Below are 18,790 nucleotides of genomic sequence, written 5' to 3'. Positions count from 1 at the left end.
ATCTCCAGAAATTAAAGATGCATTATCCATAAACCTTGTAGAGACGTAGCACTGCTACGTCTCTACATTCTTCTTTTTCGGAGATGTCTAGTATAGGAATCCGATTTGATTCTTGAACAAAGCAAATATACCAGGCTATTAGAAATCGCGGCTACACAAACTTTCGTCCGCCTACGCAAACTTAAAGAATTTGAAACCCACAGAGGTGGGTTTTGTCTGTATAGCCGCTTTCCCCCTTGGCGTGCCGGAGGCATCATTCCATTCGCCCAGGGCAGCTGCATCGGTGAGAGGTTAAGGTTATAGAGATTTTGTCAATAAGCAATAGTACTTAAAATTTGGGGGAAATGGGGCTAATCAACAGAATTTTTGGGCTAGCGATCGCGTCATATTTAAAAGGATCATTCGTTCTTGCATTCAAATTCAGTAGAAAGCTTTATTTAATACTCACTTTTTTAGCAAATTTTCCGCAGAGTTACTAATTGACAAAAATGATTTCGTCTTAACCTCTCACAAATGGGGCAGGTGTGTTTTTACTTGCCCACCCGACAATTAATTTACGCCCCGCAGTTTGCGAGTGTTATCAACTAAACTCTGAGCAAATTGATCAAATCTTTGAGATAGCTTCTCATCTAGCAACTTGCCTTCAGCACTAAAAGCACCATAAGCCTGTCCGATCGCAATTTGTTCAGGAATTACCCAACCATGTACCCACCGGACAATTAGCCGTAGGTCATTTAGGGCGTTGCTATTAGGCTGACCACCCAAAACGCTAATTAGTCCTGTCACTTTATCAGATAATTGCTCAAAGCTCATCAAATCAAGAGCATTTTTCAGGACACCACTAACGCTACCATGATACTCAGGTGTCGCTAAAATTAATCCATCAGCCTGACTGACAGTATCCTGCAACCGCTTAACATCTGGGTACTCTGAATACTCTTTTGCACCCGTGCAAAATGGTAGCTGCAACTGCCGTAAATCGAGAATTTCTACCTCTGCACCGAGGGCTTCTACCCTTTGCACTGCTACTTGTAAAGCAAGCTGGGTATAAGAGTTGGATCTTAAACTACCACCAATGCCAATAATTCTGACCATAATTAACCCACAAACTATTAATTAGCTACTAGTACCAGATTTCTTCTTAAAAACGGAATCGTTATGACTATGCCTATTTTAGCTATTTGTGTCAAAATGTGTCAAATTAATATCTACTGGGGACTGGGGGAGAAGGAAGGGGGCAGGGAGCAGGGCTGACAGGTGTAGGTTTTTTACAACTAGGAGGAGTTGGAGTAATAAAAGCTATCGACAGGAGTAGGAGGAAAAGAACTCCAACGATGAAGATGAATGGACAAACCCTTGAGTAAATCAGCAATGAGGGTGATAAAACCCAGAAAAAAACAAGAAAGCCGACGTGGTGATTTGAGATCGATGGGTTTGGATTTAGCAACGTGTCGCTGGGGAAACTGATCAATGTGGGAGGGAGGAAATTGGTTTTCCGCTTCTCCACCAAGCATGACCATCCAGAGAGTAGAGACAGCGATGGCTAACCACAAGCGTTCAGCACGTTGTGGGTCAAGCAGACGAGTATTGTGCCACTGCCAACCATCAGATTTAAGATCACGATAAACACATTCAGTGGAGGGGCGTAAACCATACCAAATAGCGTCAGCAGACATAGGTTCTAGGTCAGTCAAAATCAACCAAGGGTCTTGATAACCAAAATCCCAACGAGCTAACAACGTGCATTCCAGGGGGTTAGTTTTGAAGCAGACTATTTGACCCGACCAGAATAATCCTGGACTGGCAACAATATCAGCCAATGGTTGCCATTGATTCTGATGTGGTAAACGATAAGTTCCTTGGTGGTTAATACGTAAAAAAGGATGCCAAGCAGCAACTATCAGAGAATAGAGCCAATCGGCATACAATCCCCGGTCAGCAGCGACAATTACCTTCTGGTCTGGTGGAATCGTATCTTTGAGGTCTGTGATTAATTTTTGCCAATGTGGTTTCCAACTTCCTGGTTCAGTGGCATTGACAATACACCATGCTACTGGAATTCCACATCCTGCCAGTAAAATATTAATGGATAGCACTATAAATTTATCACCAATACTCGTAGCATCCATTGCCAGTGCTATTTGCTGAATATTTTGTGGCAGTAAACTAATCACCCACAACAACAATGATGCAAAGCATCTGCTCACATCCAGTGTTCTCCGTTTATCCCCTTTTTTGGCTTTTTCCTCCTGATACCATTCTTTTAGTCTTTGCCTGACTGTGTTTGGTTTTTCATTATTCACTGCTCCAATGAACTCAGATACCTGGGTTAGACTACTTGATTTTGTCACTACCATACCAAAGCTCCATGTTGCCAAACCTATGGCCTGTGGTATTGACAAGTTAGGCATCCGCTCGGAAACTATGCATGACCACTGTTTGAGATGTTTGTTGTTCAGCATTTTGAGAATACATCCCTAGTTTCTAGTTTCATTCTCTCCCTTTCAGCAGTGAATACTCATACCCACGTAAAAAACCTACACCTGTCAGGAGGGTAGGCCGCCTACGCAGACTCAAAGAATTTGAAACCGTGAGATACTCCCAACAAGTGCAAATATCGTAATCTCTACTCTCGACTCTATTAACTAAAAAACCCAGTTGCTATATGAAACTGGGTTGATAAAGTTATGGGGATATTTTTGTCTAATCTAGAAAACCCATCAGGCTTTCAGAATTGTCAATCTCATTTGGTGCTATGGGACGATTCCCAAAGGTGGAATAACTGTCAGAAATTGCCAATGAACTTGAGGCAATTGGACGAATTCCAGAGAGATTTATACTTTCAACAACTTGGAATGTATTAGCACCAATTGGACGGATACCCATTGAGTTATAGGTTTCAACTACTTCTAAGGTACTGATGCTAACGGGGCGCACCCCAGCAATTGAGAGGTGTTCAGCAACTTCTAAGTCGCTAGCGCCTATAGGACGAATTCCAGAAATGGCTAGTGTCCCAGAAGCTCCCACTGGCAGTTCAGTAACTTCCTCGACTTTATCTGCATTCAAGCTCTGGTCTTGTTGATTTTCAACTCCCTCTGTAGTTTCCCCTGGGGACTTGGCAGGCTTTTGCCGAGAACTGATTGCTTTGCCAGTGCTGCTAATAGTCATAAACGAAGACCTCTGGTTTGTTAATTGAATTTTACAATAATTAAGGAAAGATGAAATTTTTTTCCCATATACTCTAGAGTTTAACCTTAAAAAACCTCATATAGATATAAGAATCTTTAAAACAGATACATAAGTAAATTTAAATTAATAAGTTTTGTAAAAATTTATTACTAATTTTTTAGTCTAATAAGCCAGCTACAATGGATACAGGGCGGAATCATCACCATGAGATAGGGTATTTACAGCAAAACTGTATGACAGAATTTTGTCTTCAAGCTCCCTTTAGTCCCACAGGCGATCAACCAGAAGCGATCGCCCAACTTACTGCTAGTATCCAATCAGGTAATCGCTACCAAACTTTACTAGGAGCCACTGGAACTGGTAAGACATTTTCGGTAGCAGCAGTTATTGAGAAAATTGGCAAGCCAACCTTAGTTTTGGCGCATAACAAAACCTTGGCTGCACAGCTTTGTAACGAGTTGCGGGATTTCTTCCCCAACAACGCAGTCGAGTACTTTGTCAGCTACTACGATTATTATCAGCCAGAAGCGTATATTCCCGTCACCGATACATATATTGAAAAAACGGCAGCGATTAATGATGAAATTGATATGTTACGGCATTCGGCGACGCGATCGCTGTTTGAACGCCGTGATGTCATTGTCGTTGCTTCCATCAGCTGCATCTACGGTTTAGGAATGCCAGCAGAATATCTGAAAGCTGCCATCCCTCTTCAGATAGGTATGGAAGTAAATCAACGCCAAATTTTACGAGATTTGGCAAATGTTCAATATAGCCGCAACGACATAGAAATGGGTCGGGGAAAATTCCGCGTCCGGGGTGATGTCTTAGAAATTGGCCCAGCTTATGAAGACCGAATTATTCGCGTCGAATTCTTTGGTGATGAAATAGACGCGATTCGTTATATTGATCCGGTGACAGGGGAAATTCTCAAGAGTTTGGAAGCGGTGAATGTTTACCCTGCACGTCACTTTGTCACCCCAGAAGAACGGTTAGAAGTAGCTTGTCATGACATTGCAGCCGAGTTAAAACAGCAAAAACTAGACTTAGAACAAGCTGGCAAATTATTAGAAGCGCAACGCATAGATCAACGTACACGCTATGATTTAGAAATGCTGCGCGAAGTCGGTTACTGTAATGGCGTTGAGAACTATTCCCGTCACTTAGCAGGAAGACAAGCTGGAGATCCACCAGAATGTTTAATTGATTATTTTCCCAAAGATTGGCTATTAATTATCGATGAATCTCACGTTACTGTACCCCAAATTCGCGGGATGTATAACGGCGATCAAGCGAGAAAAAAAGTTTTAATCGATCATGGATTTCGTCTTCCTAGTGCTGCTGATAATCGTCCTTTAAAAGCCGAGGAATTTTGGCAAAAAGTAAATCAGTGTATCTTTGTTTCTGCAACTCCCGGAAATTGGGAAATAGAAGTTTCTCAAGAACACGTAGTTGAGCAAGTAATTCGACCAACTGGAGTGGTCGATCCAGAAATTTCTGTGCGTCCTACAGAAGGACAAATTGATGATTTATTAGGAGAAATTAAAGATAGAGCCGACCGCCATGAACGAGTGTTAATTACCACATTAACTAAGCGGATGGCGGAAGATTTAACCGAATATTTGCAAGACCACGGTATCAGGGTACGGTATTTACATTCCGAGATTACTTCTATTGAGCGGATTGAGATTTTGCAAAACTTGCGCGAAGGTAAATTTGATGTTTTAGTTGGTGTGAACTTGCTGCGGGAAGGTTTAGATTTACCCGAAGTTTCATTAGTAGCAATTATGGATGCAGATAAAGAAGGTTTCTTGCGAACCGAGCGTTCCTTAATTCAAACTATTGGTAGAGCCGCGCGTCACGTCCAGGGACAAGCAATTTTGTATGCCGATAACATGACAGGTAGCATGATTAAAGCTATTGATGAAACAGATAGGCGGCGTGGGATTCAAACGGCACATAATCGACTGCATGGAATTACACCGCAACCAATTGTGAAAAAATCAAGTAATGCGATTTTGGCTTTTTTAAATGTATCTCGGCGGTTAAATGCAACTGACTTGAAAATAGTAGATGAACATCTAGATGAACTGCCATTAGAACAGATTCCAGGGTTGATTACTTTGTTGGAAGCGCAGATGAAAGAAGCGGCGAAAAAACTGGAATTTGAAGAGGCGGGGAAATTGCGCGATCGCATTAAACATTTGCGGGATAAAATGTTGGGGCGTTAACGTGAATCTTATGCTGATTAATATTCGCCTAATTAGTGTTCAAGAATATCACCAAGAAGCGATAATGGATAAGATGCCATTTACGTTATAAGAGTGTGGTAGCCATGACTGAGTTACTTGAGCGTGCGTAGGCGTAGCCCGTCGTAGACATCGCGCAACTGAGAACTCTACCTCTTGACGAACAGGATGCGATCGCTACTCGTCTCCTTCCTGAGATAGAGGATGAGCAAAGATGGAAGACTCAGTTTGAATCTACAACAGATGCTCAGTGGGATCGTCTAGCTGATATGGTACGGGAGGAAATTGCTGCTGGCGATATCACTCCTTTAGCTGACGTTTTTCCCTCTGAGCAATGAAGTCAAGTGTTACGAAGGTATTTCGCAAGAAACTTGATGAGCTTCCTGTATCAGTTCAAGAGCAAGCGGCCATTGCCTATGCTCTTTGGCGCTCAGACCCTTACCACAATAGTCTTCAGTTCAAACGAGTTAGCCAGTGCCAACCAATCTATTCGGCTCGTATTAGTTTAGACTACCGCGTTCTTGGCTTGTTGCAGAACGATCGCATTTACTGGTTCTGGATTGGCGCACATACAGAATATGACGAGTTGCTTCAACGGTGTAGCACCAGCAGCCTAAGATAGTTGTGTTGTTACACGTGGCTTGGCAAGAAACTGACATAAAGAAGCGAATGGAACACTCAAACGAAAACGAACAAATTCGAGACGTTTACGCACTTTTTGGTCTTGCTGTTTATCAAGCTCAATGCGTTGAACGGGAAATTGGTATTCTGCTAACCACAGTGTATGGCCCCGGCATCCAGAAAATGACTCGCACGGATTACGATACGATGCTGCAAGGCGAGTTCAAAAAGACGTTTGGTGGACTGATCGCTACTCTCCGCAAGGCTGCTGTTATTCCTGGTGACTTTGACCAAAAGTTAGCAGATGCACTGAATAAGCGTAATTGGCTTGCCCATCATTATTTTTGGGATAGGGCTGGGCATTTTATGACTGAAAAAGGTCGCCAGATGATGATGAAAGAGCTACAAGAAGTTGTAGACCAGTTTGCCGAACTTGATGCACAAATAACAAAAACTGTTCGTGCATGGAGCGAGAAATACGGTGTCACTCAAGCGGTCATCGAGCAAGAGATAGCCAAACTCATTAGCGATGCAAACAACTCATTGTAGGCTGACAAACAACAACACAACAAAGCGCTGATGCTGAATTCGAGGTTGCTTGTCGTCGCTGATTTGAGCCGTTAATGACAAGCTTCCGCGATCGCATTAAACATCTGCGGGATAAAATGTTAGGACAGTAACGTGAATCTTATGCTGACCAATATTCGCCTAATTAGTATTCAAGAATATCACCAAATGGCGGAAATGGGGATTTTTCATCCTGAAGAACGCTTAGAATTAATCGCGGGACAAATTATCAGAATGTCAGCAAAAGGTACTGCTCACGAATCAGCAATTACCCGCACAGAAAGGTTATTACGTCAACGTTTGGGTGACAAAGTTTTATTAAGAATCCAGTCACCAGTACAACTTGACGATTACTCGGAACCAGAACCAGATATTTCAGTGGTGAAGCTGAATCCATTAGATTACGATGATCACCATCCCAATGCTTCCGAAGTGTTTTTACTGATTGAAATAGCTGATTCCAGTCTCAAATACGATCGAGAAGTAAAAGCGATCGCATACTCTAAGTCAGGTATTATTGAGTACTGGATTTTAGATGTCAATGGACGCAAGTTGTATATGTATCGTCTTCCTAGTCCAGACGGATATCACAGTGAGAGCATACTTGCAGAGGATGTGACAATTTCACCTTTAGCTTTCCCTGATTGTGCGATCGTCATTCGGGAATTATTGCGGAAAATCTAAATAATTCGTAATTTATAAAAACGTTCGTGGACTAGCCAACGTTTTTCTGTTTGGTAAGAATAATGCTTAAGTCGGATAACATCTGGTACTTGTTTGAGTAGTTTCTTTAGGCGTTGTTCCATCAGGTGTTGTACAGAAAAATTCCGTTTAAGACTCTAAATAAGGAAATTAAGTTTTTTAGTAAAATAGTAATTTAGATAACCAGCTTAATTTAGTAATCGCCTACACTGAAATAGCAGTTGTGAACCAATAGACAATGGACAATAAGCCACTAGAGATTCAATCAGAACTCAGAAAATTCTGGCTCAAGAATGTTCCACAACTTTAACTGGGCTGATATATCAGATCCTCTGGCTTTGGCTATGGGTTTAAAGCAACATGAACTATAGTAGGAAGAAGCAAGCTAACAACCCGATTGGAGTGGACTGGTAAGCAGTTTGAAACCGAAGACACCGAAAAATAAAATCCCTTCTAGAAATTTCCCTAAAATTACAAGTAGGAGAACCTATCAGGAGAAATCATGGCTATTGATGCAGAAATTTTACAAACACTAAATCAAATGCCAGAGCCACTTAAACAAGAACTCTTGCATTATGCAAAATATTTAGTTGAGAATTATTCAAAAACTGTTGCTCAAGAAAGTTTACAACAAAAAAAGCGTCGTTCTGGCATCTTAGAAGGGACTTTTGTTTTACCTTTACCTGATGACTTTGATGAACCTCTCGAAGTTTTTAAGGAATATATGGAATGAGTGGTTTCCTTTTAGATACTCATGCTTTTATCTGGCTAACTGAAAATAACTCCAGCCTTCCAGATAATCTCAGGAGATCGATCAATACGGCAGATACCGTTTATCTCAGTATCGCTAGTCTTTGGGAAATTGCCATCAAGTTGAACCTTGGTAAATTATCGCTTCAACGGAGCTATGAAACGATAGGTTCTGCGATCGACGCTTCAGATATTCTCATACTTCCGATATCTTTTGCCGATACAGTTCAAGTTCGGAATCTCCCGCTACATCATGGCGATCCATTTGACAGAATGTTGATTGCACAGGCTATCAATCACTCCTTAATTATTATTAGCAGGGATAAAAAATTCGATGCTTATTCTGTTCAAAGGATGTGGGAATAGTCATACTAAAAGAGAACGCCCTTTTTTCGCTATCCTAAATCGGCATTGCTGAATGAAGGGATGAATTAATTTATGTTGGTATAATTTTATACTTTAAATAATGAAGTAATAATTTAATCGAGTATCTCAGCATTTCTTCTGATTTGGAATAGCATAAAGTTTTGCGGTGAAGGCGTGCAAGATAATGACGTAACCGAGTATTTTCATTTTCCACCCGTGTCATATATGTTTTACTCACAATTTGGTCTCCATCGGGGATAAAACTTGGGTAAACCTTCCAGCCATCGGTCACATAAAAATAGCTTTTCCACTGTTCAACAATTTCCCAAAGTGGCTTAAAAGTTTCAGAACTATGGTCTCCTAAAACCCAAGCTAAAATACCTTGAGTAAAGTGATTTACTGCTGTCCACAACCAAATTTTGTTTTTTTTGAGCCGATGAATGTCTCTAATTCATCCAGTTCTGCAACTTCTGGAATCATATCTTCTTTTGGTACATCTGGCAGCTTCTCTCCTAGTTGTTTGACCCAATAGATGATCGTAGTATGGTGTACGCCTTTAACTCGTTCAATACCACGAAAACCCATGCCGTTAAGGTAGATTTTTAAGCATTCTTGTTTTAGTTCTTCTGAATATCCTTTTGGCTGATCGTATACATCAATAAATTGGCGATTGCAATGAGTACAAATGTGATTTTGTTTACCTTTACGTTTCCCATTCTTTCTGATTTCCGTAGAGCCGCAGTATGGACATTGCACAGTAGATGACCTCAATTCATCTCTCTATTATGCAACGCCAGATTTTGCAGTTGCAGCATAATGAACGGGTAAATTGTCCATGACTATAATTGCTCCAATCCATAACTGAGGTAGTAATATTTGCTCAATAAAAACTAAAAAGCTAGCAGTGTTCAGACTACCTGGAAAAGTCATAGTGGCAATTAATCCCTCATCACTCATAGCCCCAATTACGGTGATGTTTTTGCCTTTATTACCTGGTCGCTCATCATAGATTCTTCCGCCGTCAATTCCTCTGGCATAATGTCTTGTCATAGACAGATTTACACCTATTTCATCAATAAATATCAGGTTTTTGACATCTATCGTATCTAGCCAAAGTCGAAATTCATAGCGCAATTTTTGTACTCTTTCTGTAGTTTGCTCAGTCGATACTAAAGTTTTTTTTTCCGATTTAATTTTAAGCGTTTAAGAGTGCGGGATAAACTGGATATACTTACGTCTATTTCTGTGCGCTCTTTTATGGCTTCTTGAATTTCTCGCAAATATATATCGCTTTGCTCTGTCACGATTACCTTTAACAATTCTTGCTCAATACTATTAAGCTTCGAGCGGCGGTCTCCTCCTTGGGGTCCGGCAGCAATCTCTGCCGTCTCTCGATACCGGCATAAAAAGTCACGAATAAAAGACAAACTGACTTTAAATCGTTTTGCTAATTCCCTTTGGCCGCCTTCTTTGTTTTGCCACGCACTTAATATCTTTTGTCGTAAGTCAATTGAATATGCTGCCATCTTTAAATACTATTCTTAACATTTTTACAGTTTACGAGCTTTGTGGTGGGTTTGATATCAAATTGCTGTAAATATTTTTACTCTGTGACAGTTAGTAAAGGACTTTACGAACCAGTAAAGAACTTTATTGTTTGTGTACACCTCTACATCTGATACGAAGCCGTCAAAGCCACCGCCAACGCATCCGCAGCATCATCCGGCTTAGGAATCTCATCTAAATCTAACTCCCTCGCCACCGCTTCTTGCACTTCCGACTTATCGGCATTGCCATAGCCTGTTAAAGCTTGTTTAATTTGAGCAGGAGTAAACTCTACGTAGGGAAGACGACGCTGCCCCAACACTAAAATAACTATACCCCGCGCCTGTGCAACCAGAATTGTACTTGACATCCGATAGAAGAATAGTTTCTCGATCGCAACCAAATCTGGTTGAAATTCCTCCATTACGGTGTGTAAGTCATCGAATAAGGTACATAGGCGCTGTCCCATTTCTACATCTGCTGACGTTTTAATTACTCCAAAATCCAGCATATTTACTGTAGTCTCTGGTATTTTGTTGGGATTTTGTGTGCAGCTAATTGCCCCAAATCCTAAAATTGCCAATCCTGGATCTAATCCTAAAATTCGTTTTTCCATTAAATTCACTTTTACCAAGCCAGGATATTTTTTACAGTACTTTTCAAGTAATTAAACTACACCACTTCTTGCTCAGTCTCTCAGTTGGCGTCTAAATACCCGAAAAATTCTCTCACTAGGAATACTGGCAATCTTGACCACTTATTCTTAGTCTAATGGGATTGACAAATATAATAGTTTCACGCCTATGGTTTTAAACCAAGTGGTGTACGTTTTCTGTTAATTATTGTTTGTAGCACTGCTCCGAATCAGGTATGTCAATTGGTTTTCTGAGACAAGCCCTCAACGCCCTGCAAAAGCAGTCGCGCTCTCGTACTTCCTATCGGGTTAACCAGTGGTTCAAATGGTTATCCCCTGGACTATCGGTAAAACGTTGGTTGTTGATTAGTGTTGGGGGTGTACTGCTGGCAAGTTTGGGGTTAGCTATCTGGATTAAGCTGACCCCAATTTTTTTGATGATTGAGTTGATTAGGAATTTTCTGGGAGTAATCACCAACATCTTACCCAACTATATCAGCGGCCCTTTGGTGTTGCTTGGCGGTTTGCTGTTAGTGCTTTGGGGGCAAACTCGGACTGTCGGCTCAATTACTAAGGTACTGAGAGCGGAAGGAGGAGAAGAACTGATTGATGTTTTGCTGGCTCATCGTCGATTGTACCGAGGCCCAAAAATAGTGGTAATTGGTGGTGGTACGGGACTTTCTACGTTGTTGAGAGGGTTGAAAACCTACAGCGCTAATATTACTGCAATTGTCACTGTCGCCGATGATGGCGGATCTTCTGGGCGGTTGCGCCAAGAATTTGGTGTGCTACCACCAGGGGATATCCGTAATTGTTTGGCTGCGCTAGCCGATGAAGAAAAGTTATTAACAGAATTGTTTCAATACCGTTTTCGGGCTGGAGATGGGTTAACGGGTCACAGTTTTGGCAATTTGTTTTTAACGGCTATGAGTGATATTACTGGAGATTTAGAACAAGCAGTTGCAGCTAGTTCTAAAGTGCTAGCGGTGCGCGGACAAGTACTACCAGCAACTCTCAGTGATGTTCGCCTCTGGGCAGAATTAGCCGATGGTCGCCGTATTGATGGGGAGTCTAGTATTCCCAAAGCTGGCGGTAAAATTGTTAAAATTGGCTGCATTCCGGCTAATCCTCCAGCGGTGCCAGCAGCAATTAAGGCACTTAAAGAAGCTGATTACATTATTATTGGCCCAGGTAGCCTTTATACAAGTTTGATTCCTAATTTATTAGTACCAGAAATTGCTGATGCGATCGCTCAAACAGATGCCCCCCGTATTTATATCTGCAATATAATGACTCAACCAGGAGAAACTGAAGGTTACACTGTTGCCGACCACATCAGAGCAATTGATGCTGCTTGTGGGGAAAGACGGCTATTCGATGCTGTACTAATACACAAAAAATCCCCCTCAGAGCAATCACTCATCCGCTACGCCCAACAAAACTCCCATCCCGTTTTTCTGGATAGAGAAGCCGTAACTCAGCTAGGGCGGAGAATTGTTCCAGCTAATGTTTTATATGAAGATGAAACAGGTTTTGTACGTCACAATCCGCAGAAACTAGCACGAGTGTTATTGCGGTGGTACGGTAGAGGTCAGCCGCTTCGGGGAATTCAAAATTCAAAATTAAGGAAGATGACCAATGACTAATGACTAAATTATGAAAATTTTTCTTGCAGATGCAGAAGCGACGCTACACTTAGGTATTACTTTTGGTGAATCCCTGACCCCTGGCAGTGTAATTTTACTAGAAGGTGATTTAGGGGCTGGCAAAACTACCCTAGTTCAAGGTATTGGCAAAGGTTTGGGAATTGTTGAACCTATTGTCAGTCCTACTTTCACGCTGATTAATGAGTACACAGAAGGATGCCTCCCCCTTTACCACCTGGATTTATATCGCTTAGAACCACAAGAAGTTGCAGCCCTGAATTTAGAAAGTTACTGGGAAGGTGTTGAATTTATACCAGGAATTGTGGCAATTGAATGGGCTGAACGATTACCCTACAAGCCAGATAGTTATCTGAGTGTGAGTTTGACCTATGGAGATGGGGGTACTCGTCAAGTCGAACTCGTACCATTCAATTATGATATTAGCAAAGTCATTACTGTGATTTAAGCTTATCTCCCGACTCCAATATGAGGAATTTCACTTTTTTTGATCGCAAGATAAAAAATTTCTGCAAATATTCGAGAGTGAAATTTACACTCCTCCTATCTGCCACTACCACGTTCACCACTGTAAGTTACTAACATTGTTATCTCAACTAAAAAATCTCAAATTGACTTTTCTTCAATCGAAAATTGGCAGTCAGCAAAACTAACGCCAGTTACTATAAGTTTGGAAAAGTTCGTAACGCACTGGCTCTCTTTTAAAAGGGAGACTACTTTTCCCTTCATAACCTTAAAAAGGGAGTCAATCCAAGCAGAGATATCTTATCCGAATAGTATTGAACCTACAGGATTCTTAACTGAACGGGATATATATTCAGGATTTGGCATCTAATAGCTTGATTGCTGTAATAAGCAGTAAAAAGCTGATTTAGATGGGTGTACGAATCAAGCAAGCGTAAATAAACTGTTGTTGGGTTAAATGAGAGTTTTTACAGAATTTAGTCAGTTTTGTTGAACTAGATTAGTTCCTGACTGTCATTCACGGAAGCAATCTGAATTCATTTAGCAACTAAATCTAGTAGAGAAAAATTAAACAATAATCAAGTTCTGTATACATCGCTTAAATTTCCTTACACTTAGTATTCCCAAGTTAAGTTCACAATCTATACATAAAAGAGACTAATTTTTAATTTTTTAAATTAGTTTTAATACTTGTAACTAGCAAGAAATTCTTATATTCACATCTGTAATTAGCACTGATGTCAAGAAAATATTAACTAAAACATCTCGTATTTCTACAGAAATTATCGTAGAAATACGAGATGTTTTATCATAAATTAGTTGAGGTTAATATACCTACGTGGATGCACTGTAGTTGATCAAGTTGAAATTCTTGATAGTCAACAAGTTTGTAGTAATGACTTTGCTACGAAACCTCAAAGCTAGCTTGACAAAGTACTAGTTATCTCTAATGAAAGAGGCGATCGCCTTTTTGATCGGCGAACCAGAGTCGTCTCTGGTATAGTACGTAAGACCTCGATCAAGAAATGCAGAGGTAGTATCTATTAACTGCTGAAGAATCTCGGAATTAGTATTATCTATTTCTTCAGTGACTTTTTCTCCTGTAAATCGGTTTGTTCGATCTTCTGGAGGTAATACAATGCGAGGATCTTTATAAGTCTCTTTTGGCTTAGGTTTAAATGTCTCATTTAAATCAAACTGAAGACGTAAGTAACGTTTAGAATCATATCCACCCATAATTTGTCGGCAAATCGTACTACCAATCTCAGATGTAGGTTCCATAAAGATGTTAGTAAGATTTTTTACCCAGTCTAAACCTCTCCAACTTTTTATTTGCTCATATTGATATGGTTCACCAGTTTGACCAGTGCCAATAGAAAGGATAGAAATATCTTCCAATCGTAGATTATCCAGTTTATATTGTTCCTTGATTTCTTGAGAGACTGAAGACTGACTTACCCTCATAACTAGACTCAAAGCTGCCAGAGAAGGGTTATTAGCAGAAACTCCTCCGTCAATGTGTGGGAATTCCCAATCACCGAATTTTTGTTTATCTACAGGTTCTAATTTATATGGTGGGAAAAAAGTGGGTGCTGATGCAGAAGCGGTACATATTTCCCATAAATAACAGTCATCGTACCATCGATCTCCTAAGTCGGGATGACAATTTGTAAAAAAGGTTGTATTGCGATATAGGGTATCGTAAGCAAGAATCAAGATAATGGGTTTTTCAATATCCTTGATTCTTGTATAAGAATATGCCTCTTTCAGGACGTTAGTAATTCCATAATGAGAATATTTCGATGCTGAAAAAACCTCAAGGATTGATCTGATGATAGACGGAAAGTTTTTATAGCGCTCTTTTCTATCCGGTGGGAATATCTCTTTACCCTGATCTCTATACAGTTGAATTAGTTCATCACTCGTCTTTCCAACAGCAATTCCTCCTGTTAGTATTGAACCAGTAGAAGTGCCAGCAATCAGGTCAAAATATTCGTGTAAAAACTCTCCTTTACCCTGATTTCTAATTTCTTGTTCTACTTGTTGAAGGATTCGTGCTGCAACGATTCCGCGAATACCGCCGCCGTCTAAAGTCAAAATTCTGAAGGACATAGCAATTCTCCTTGATTATTTCTATGGTTATGTTTCCGGGCATAGTTACTAGGGAATACATTACCTGGATTAAATGAGATTAATTGCAATATAATCTCATTTTGTTTACTTCTATCCGACTGAAAGAATACCTAAGCTTTTTTACGAACCGCCTTCTCTGCGAGAGGCTGACGCCAACGCGTTAGCCTCTCGTTAGAGAAGGACGCCAAGCACGCCAAGCAGGGGAAAGAAAATAGGTAATCTTAAATAGTGGAAAGAGAGTAATTATTGAAGATTTGACTTGAAACACTTATAAATAAATTCAGTGTTTCAAGTTGCAATTTTGGATACATGGACAAGTCAATACCCTTTGGTTAAAAGGGTAAAGGGGGAAAAACAAGGATTTTCGCCTTTTGGTTTTAACCAAACCGCATTGGTTTAGTCTTGACTCTGGATAGATGAAAATCTTGCCAGTTCAAGTATGACTTTGATGTAAAATTATTTGTCTACTACGTAAGCTTAAATAAATATTTGCTATAAGAAAGTTAAAGCTTGACCCCGTAATTGCGTATTTACCTGGCCTTTGTCATAAACTATTTCACCACCGACAATAGTGGTTTTAGCCCAGCCGGTGAGGTTCCAGCCTTCAAAGGGACTCCAATGGCATTTGGTTAAAAGTTCTTCGCGCCGCACTGGATGATATGTATTTAAATCTACAAGCACTAAATCGGCATCATAGCCAGGTGCGATCGCTCCCTTATTGGGAATACCATAAGCCACAGCTACAGCTTTAGACATCCAGTTCACAACTTGAGCTACAGTACACTTTCCTTGCATTGCCGCAGTTAACATCAAAGCGAGAGAAGTTTCTACCCCAGGCATTCCCGAAGGACTATTGGGGTATTCTTGAGCTTTTTCTTCTAAGGTGTGCGGTGCGTGATCTGTGGCGATGAAATCAATCACGCCATCGCGCAAAGCTTGCCAGAGAACTTCGTTATCGTGGGGCGATCGCAAAGGTGGATTCATCTGTGCTAATGTACCAATCTCCTCATAAGCACTAGTATTCAACAACAAATGTTGTGGTGTTACCTCTGCTGTCACCCAGCTTGGTTTCTCCTGACGCAGCAAATCTGCTTCCAGTGCCGTTGACAAATGAAGAATATGCAGCCGACGTTGATATTTTTGAGAAAGTTTTAATGCTTGTTGGGTTGCCAGCAACGCCGCTTGATCGTCTTGAATTTGCGAGTGAATGGCTGGATCGTGAATGTTGGCAAATTCTTGGCGGCGTTGGTTAATTCTAGCTTGGTCTTCGGCATGAACAGCAATCAAGCGATCGCCTTTGGCAAATATCGCCTCTAATGCTGTTTCACCATCAATTAGCAACTGACCATGCATCGAACCCATGAAAATCTTAATTCCCGGTGTTGGCTTTGCTAAAAGCAAATCTGGTAGATTCTCTGCTGTTGCCCCAATAAAAAAGCCATAATTAACCAAGGACTTCTGTGAGGCACGTTCTAGCTTGTCGTCTAAAGCCTGCTGTGTGGTTGTCAGAGGGCGCGTATTGGGCATTTCTAAAAAAGAAGTGACTCCCCCTTTCGCACAGGCACAACTGGCGGTAAATAAATCTTCCTTGTGTTCTAGTCCAGGTTCCCGAAAATGTACCTGCGGATCGATAACTCCTGGCAACAAAGTTAAGCCTTCTGCGTCAACTTCAGTGACTACTGCCGTTTGGGGTATTTCTGATGCAACTTCGACTATTTGGCGATCGCGCGTCAACACATCCCCAACCATCAGTTCACCATTGGGTAAGATGATGCGAGCGCGGCGAATTAGTAAACTTTTTGGAGATGACATAGTGATAACCAAGTTTAGACAGGAGGCTATGTATTACAGAGAACCATGCTTTTAGGTTAAACTTATTCGCGATCGCAGTAACAAATTTTTGCCGCGCTTTAAAAAAAAGTTTATTTTTAACAAGAGAGGCATGTTGCGCTAGCTTCCCGAAGGGTACGAGAACCACTTAACTCTTATTGGGGGACGTAAGAACATATTTCCCCCTTCATTCCAACGCAGAAGTCAGGGGTCATTTCCCCCCGCTCCCTGCCCCCTGCCTCCTTCACAATCTAAAATTGGTAGTCAACATGCAAATATGACTAGGAAATTAAAAATTTCCCGTTAAGATTAACAGATAAAGTCTCACTAGGCGAGTTAATTACCTACATCTTTCGTTAAGTTAAGTAATTTCATGCATAATCAAGTGTCTGATAACAACTCTAGTCAACAACCTGATAATTCCTGGATCGCAGAGCTAGGTAGAACAATTGTATTGAGCATTGTTCTAGCTCTGGGAATTCGTACCTTTGTTGCGGAAGCACGCTGGATTCCTTCTGGATCAATGGAACCAACTCTTCATGGTACACCAAACCAGTGGGAAGCAGACAAAATTATTGTCGATAAGTTGAAGTATAAATTTGCTGACCCGCAACGGGGCGACATAGTAGTGTTTTCACCGACAAAAGAGCTACAAAAAGAACAATATCAAGATGCTTTTATTAAACGTATAATTGCCCTACCTGGAGAAAAAATACAACTTAAGGATGGCAAAGTTTATATCAACAATAAACCTCTCCCAGAAGCAAATTACCTCAGTTCTGGGCAGACCACAGTTATTGATGTTTGCCAATCAGGGCCACAGCCGCCTTTTTTAGCAAAACCCCAGACCATACCAGCTGATTCATATTTAGTACTAGGTGATAATCGTAACAGTAGTTACGACGGCCGTTGTTGGGGTCTTGTCCCCCGCCAGAATATTATTGGACGTGCTGTAGTTCGCTTCTGGCCTCTAAATCATGTTGGCGGAATCGATAAATCGCCAGTATATCCATAATTAAGAATTCAGAAGTCAGAATTCAGAAGTCAGAATTCTGACACCAATTTTTAATCCAAAATCCAAATTGCGCTGGAAGCGCAACAAAGGTGCGAACTAAAATCCAAAATTGCTATGACGCCTTACCTAGCAAAGGTTTTATTGTATCCAGTTAAGTCATTAGATGGTGTTGAAGTTGAGAATGCTAGAGTTCTTGCTAGTGGGGCACTACAATATGACCGAGAGTTTGCAATTGTTGACGAACAGGGTAGATTTGTCAATGGCAAGCGTCATCCTAAAATTCTTTTACTAAGGGCACAATTTGCACTATTAGATAAAACTATCTCGTTGCAAATCCCCGGTGGCGACTCGCAAAAAACTTTTCATCTGGATGAAGAACGGCAAGCATTAGAAGCAACTTTGAGTGATTTTTTTGAGTTTTCTGTCACATTGAGACAAAACTCTCTGATGGGTTTTCCTGATGATAAAAACTCACTTGGCCCAACGGTAATTAGTACCGCAACGTTAACAGAGGTCGCTTCTTGGTTCCCCGGTTTAAGTGTAGATGAAATGCGCCGTCGGATGCGTGCAAATATCGAGATTAGTGGTGTACCAGCATTTTGGGAAGATCAGCTATTTAGTGAACCAGGTGATTTAGTCTCCTTTCGAGTGGGAGATGTACACTTTTTTGGGGTTAACCCGTGTCAGCGTTGTATAGTTCCAACACGCGATTCGTTTTTAGGGGAAGCTTACCCAAACTTTCAAAAAATCTTTGCAACCCAACGACAAGCAACTCTGCCAAATTGGGTTTCTCCAACACCTTTTAAGCACTTTTACAGCTTGAGTGTCAACACCCAATTACCTCCGTCGTCAGCCGGAAAAATTTTACAAATTGGCGATGAGGTTGACATACTTCCACAACAAAGTTAACATTTCTTAAAAATAGAAAATACAAAGTAAATTTTTTTGGATTTTTTTGTTTTTACTGTGTATTTGCATGACAATTTTAAAATTGTTGTAGTAAAAAATAAATTTTTGCACAAGCCCAGAGGTTTTGATACCGGAAAATCAAGACATCAGC

Annotated in this window: 20 protein-coding genes; 10 read left to right on the top strand and 10 right to left on the bottom strand. The window is 40.8% G+C overall.

The features are described from left to right. Window positions 1-549: 549 nt before the first annotated feature. The 3 genes from FD723_RS29685 to FD723_RS29675 all read right to left on the bottom strand — a co-directional run bounded on the left by FD723_RS29685 (window position 550) and on the right by FD723_RS29675 (window position 3,168). On the bottom strand, window positions 550-1,095 hold the full coding sequence (locus FD723_RS29685) for an NADPH-dependent FMN reductase (RefSeq protein ID WP_179068549.1): 546 nt from the start codon (window positions 1,093-1,095) through the stop codon (window positions 550-552). Window positions 1,096-1,274: 179 nt separating this feature from the next. After that, window positions 1,275-2,462, bottom strand: a complete 1,188-nt coding sequence (locus FD723_RS42245; RefSeq protein ID WP_218651764.1) for a transposase — start codon at window positions 2,460-2,462, stop codon at window positions 1,275-1,277. A 241-nt stretch (window positions 2,463-2,703) separates the two neighbouring features. After that, on the bottom strand, window positions 2,704-3,168 hold the full coding sequence (locus FD723_RS29675) for a hypothetical protein (protein WP_179068548.1): 465 nt from the start codon (window positions 3,166-3,168) through the stop codon (window positions 2,704-2,706). A gap of 254 nt (window positions 3,169-3,422) precedes the next feature. On the opposite strand from FD723_RS29675, the gene uvrB reads away from it, so the two are divergent. The 4 genes from uvrB (at window position 3,423) to FD723_RS29655 (ending at window position 7,310) form a co-directional block, all read left to right on the top strand. Then, window positions 3,423-5,420, top strand: coding sequence for an excinuclease ABC subunit UvrB (gene uvrB, locus FD723_RS29670; protein WP_179069323.1), 1,998 nt, complete (start codon window positions 3,423-3,425; stop codon window positions 5,418-5,420). 352 nt (window positions 5,421-5,772) lie between these two features. Further along, entirely contained in the window at window positions 5,773-6,060 is a 288-nt protein-coding gene (locus FD723_RS29665) for a hypothetical protein (RefSeq protein ID WP_179068547.1), read from the top strand. A gap of 47 nt (window positions 6,061-6,107) precedes the next feature. Then, window positions 6,108-6,608, top strand: coding sequence for a hypothetical protein (locus FD723_RS29660; protein ID WP_179068546.1), 501 nt, complete (start codon window positions 6,108-6,110; stop codon window positions 6,606-6,608). Between the two features lie 141 nt (window positions 6,609-6,749). Continuing rightward, window positions 6,750-7,310 carry a Uma2 family endonuclease gene (locus FD723_RS29655; protein WP_179068545.1) on the top strand — a complete coding sequence of 187 codons (561 nt, stop codon included), beginning with the start codon at window positions 6,750-6,752 and terminating at the stop codon, window positions 7,308-7,310. Here FD723_RS29655 and FD723_RS43185 read toward each other — a convergent pair. Then, window positions 7,307-7,432: a hypothetical protein gene (locus FD723_RS43185; protein WP_256874963.1), complete on the bottom strand. Its 126-nt coding sequence runs from the start codon at window positions 7,430-7,432 to the stop codon at window positions 7,307-7,309. The two genes, FD723_RS29655 and FD723_RS43185, sit on opposite strands and share 4 nt — an antisense overlap. A 398-nt stretch (window positions 7,433-7,830) precedes the next feature. Between FD723_RS43185 and FD723_RS29650 the strand changes: the two genes are divergently transcribed. Further along, a complete protein-coding gene (locus tag FD723_RS29650; RefSeq protein WP_179068544.1) occupies window positions 7,831-8,061 on the top strand; it encodes a DUF2281 domain-containing protein in 231 nt (76 codons plus the stop codon). Then, window positions 8,058-8,444, top strand: a complete 387-nt coding sequence (locus FD723_RS29645; protein ID WP_179068543.1) for a type II toxin-antitoxin system VapC family toxin — start codon at window positions 8,058-8,060, stop codon at window positions 8,442-8,444. Before FD723_RS29650 ends, FD723_RS29645 begins: the two co-directional genes overlap by 4 nt. Window positions 8,445-8,514: 70 nt before the next feature. Here FD723_RS29645 and FD723_RS29640 read toward each other — a convergent pair. The 4 genes from FD723_RS29640 to ruvC form a co-directional block, all read right to left on the bottom strand. Further along, window positions 8,515-9,200 (bottom strand): IS1 family transposase gene (locus FD723_RS29640; RefSeq protein ID WP_179068542.1). Its coding sequence is split into 2 segments (ribosomal slippage): window positions 8,515-8,861 and window positions 8,861-9,200, totalling 687 coding nucleotides; the frame shifts between segments, so codons are not numbered across the junction. Window positions 9,201-9,227: 27 nt separating this feature from the next. Beyond that, a complete protein-coding gene (locus tag FD723_RS29635; protein ID WP_179068541.1) occupies window positions 9,228-9,578 on the bottom strand; it encodes a transposase in 351 nt (116 codons plus the stop codon). A 35-nt stretch (window positions 9,579-9,613) separates the two neighbouring features. Then, on the bottom strand, window positions 9,614-9,970 hold the full coding sequence (locus FD723_RS29630) for an IS630 transposase-related protein (protein ID WP_179065332.1): 357 nt from the start codon (window positions 9,968-9,970) through the stop codon (window positions 9,614-9,616). Window positions 9,971-10,113: 143 nt separating this feature from the next. Then, window positions 10,114-10,605 (bottom strand): crossover junction endodeoxyribonuclease RuvC, encoded by a 492-nt coding sequence (gene ruvC, locus FD723_RS29625; RefSeq protein ID WP_179068540.1) that lies wholly within the window; start codon window positions 10,603-10,605, stop codon window positions 10,114-10,116. Window positions 10,606-10,859: 254 nt separating this feature from the next. Here ruvC and yvcK point away from each other — a divergent pair, with 254 nt between their 5' ends. Together yvcK and tsaE are read left to right on the top strand one after the other, a co-directional pair. Further along, complete coding sequence (gene yvcK / locus FD723_RS29620) at window positions 10,860-12,269, top strand: gluconeogenesis factor YvcK family protein (protein ID WP_179068539.1); 1,410 nt, start codon at window positions 10,860-10,862, stop codon at window positions 12,267-12,269. A 10-nt stretch (window positions 12,270-12,279) separates the two neighbouring features. Next, window positions 12,280-12,735 (top strand): tRNA (adenosine(37)-N6)-threonylcarbamoyltransferase complex ATPase subunit type 1 TsaE, encoded by a 456-nt coding sequence (gene tsaE, locus FD723_RS29615; RefSeq protein ID WP_179068538.1) that lies wholly within the window; start codon window positions 12,280-12,282, stop codon window positions 12,733-12,735. 953 nt (window positions 12,736-13,688) lie between these two features. Here the strand turns inward: tsaE and FD723_RS29610 are convergent. Together FD723_RS29610 and FD723_RS29605 are read right to left on the bottom strand one after the other, a co-directional pair. Then, on the bottom strand, window positions 13,689-14,864 hold the full coding sequence (locus FD723_RS29610) for a patatin-like phospholipase family protein (RefSeq protein WP_179068537.1): 1,176 nt from the start codon (window positions 14,862-14,864) through the stop codon (window positions 13,689-13,691). Between the two features lie 513 nt (window positions 14,865-15,377). After that, window positions 15,378-16,697: a dihydroorotase gene (locus tag FD723_RS29605; RefSeq protein WP_179068536.1), complete on the bottom strand. Its 1,320-nt coding sequence runs from the start codon at window positions 16,695-16,697 to the stop codon at window positions 15,378-15,380. A gap of 391 nt (window positions 16,698-17,088) precedes the next feature. Between FD723_RS29605 and lepB the strand changes: the two genes are divergently transcribed. Further along, on the top strand, window positions 17,089-17,730 hold the full coding sequence (gene lepB / locus FD723_RS29600) for a signal peptidase I (RefSeq protein ID WP_179068535.1): 642 nt from the start codon (window positions 17,089-17,091) through the stop codon (window positions 17,728-17,730). A gap of 114 nt (window positions 17,731-17,844) precedes the next feature. After that, window positions 17,845-18,639, top strand: coding sequence for an MOSC domain-containing protein (locus tag FD723_RS29595; protein WP_179068534.1), 795 nt, complete (start codon window positions 17,845-17,847; stop codon window positions 18,637-18,639). Window positions 18,640-18,790: the final 151 nt, after the last annotated feature.

The sequence above is a fragment of the Nostoc sp. C052 genome (assembly GCF_013393905.1).
Classification (GTDB): domain Bacteria; phylum Cyanobacteriota; class Cyanobacteriia; order Cyanobacteriales; family Nostocaceae; genus Nostoc.
The sequence above is the reverse complement of the archived record's forward strand: the minus strand, read 5'-3'. Positions and strand labels throughout refer to the sequence as shown.

Excerpts from the sequence above, each read along its gene's own strand:
- FD723_RS29630 (WP_179065332.1), bottom strand. The coding sequence starts at position 9,970 with ATGGCAGCATATTCAATTGACTTACGACAAAAGATATTAAGTGCGTGG.
- FD723_RS42245 (WP_218651764.1), bottom strand. The coding sequence starts at position 2,462 with ATGCTGAACAACAAACATCTCAAACAGTGGTCATGCATAGTTTCCGAG.
- FD723_RS29605 (WP_179068536.1), bottom strand. The coding sequence starts at position 16,697 with ATGTCATCTCCAAAAAGTTTACTAATTCGCCGCGCTCGCATCATCTTA.
- ruvC (WP_179068540.1), bottom strand. The coding sequence starts at position 10,605 with ATGGAAAAACGAATTTTAGGATTAGATCCAGGATTGGCAATTTTAGGA.
- FD723_RS43185 (WP_256874963.1), bottom strand. The coding sequence starts at position 7,432 with ATGGAACAACGCCTAAAGAAACTACTCAAACAAGTACCAGATGTTATC.
- FD723_RS29610 (WP_179068537.1), bottom strand. The coding sequence starts at position 14,864 with ATGTCCTTCAGAATTTTGACTTTAGACGGCGGCGGTATTCGCGGAATC.
- FD723_RS29675 (WP_179068548.1), bottom strand. The coding sequence starts at position 3,168 with ATGACTATTAGCAGCACTGGCAAAGCAATCAGTTCTCGGCAAAAGCCT.
- tsaE (WP_179068538.1), top strand. The coding sequence starts at position 12,280 with ATGAAAATTTTTCTTGCAGATGCAGAAGCGACGCTACACTTAGGTATT.
- FD723_RS29660 (WP_179068546.1), top strand. The coding sequence starts at position 6,108 with ATGGAACACTCAAACGAAAACGAACAAATTCGAGACGTTTACGCACTT.
- uvrB (WP_179069323.1), top strand. The coding sequence starts at position 3,423 with ATGACAGAATTTTGTCTTCAAGCTCCCTTTAGTCCCACAGGCGATCAA.
- FD723_RS29650 (WP_179068544.1), top strand. The coding sequence starts at position 7,831 with ATGGCTATTGATGCAGAAATTTTACAAACACTAAATCAAATGCCAGAG.
- FD723_RS29655 (WP_179068545.1), top strand. The coding sequence starts at position 6,750 with ATGCTGACCAATATTCGCCTAATTAGTATTCAAGAATATCACCAAATG.
- yvcK (WP_179068539.1), top strand. The coding sequence starts at position 10,860 with ATGTCAATTGGTTTTCTGAGACAAGCCCTCAACGCCCTGCAAAAGCAG.
- FD723_RS29665 (WP_179068547.1), top strand. The coding sequence starts at position 5,773 with ATGAAGTCAAGTGTTACGAAGGTATTTCGCAAGAAACTTGATGAGCTT.
- FD723_RS29645 (WP_179068543.1), top strand. The coding sequence starts at position 8,058 with ATGAGTGGTTTCCTTTTAGATACTCATGCTTTTATCTGGCTAACTGAA.
- lepB (WP_179068535.1), top strand. The coding sequence starts at position 17,089 with ATGCATAATCAAGTGTCTGATAACAACTCTAGTCAACAACCTGATAAT.
- FD723_RS29685 (WP_179068549.1), bottom strand. The coding sequence starts at position 1,095 with ATGGTCAGAATTATTGGCATTGGTGGTAGTTTAAGATCCAACTCTTAT.
- FD723_RS29595 (WP_179068534.1), top strand. The coding sequence starts at position 17,845 with ATGACGCCTTACCTAGCAAAGGTTTTATTGTATCCAGTTAAGTCATTA.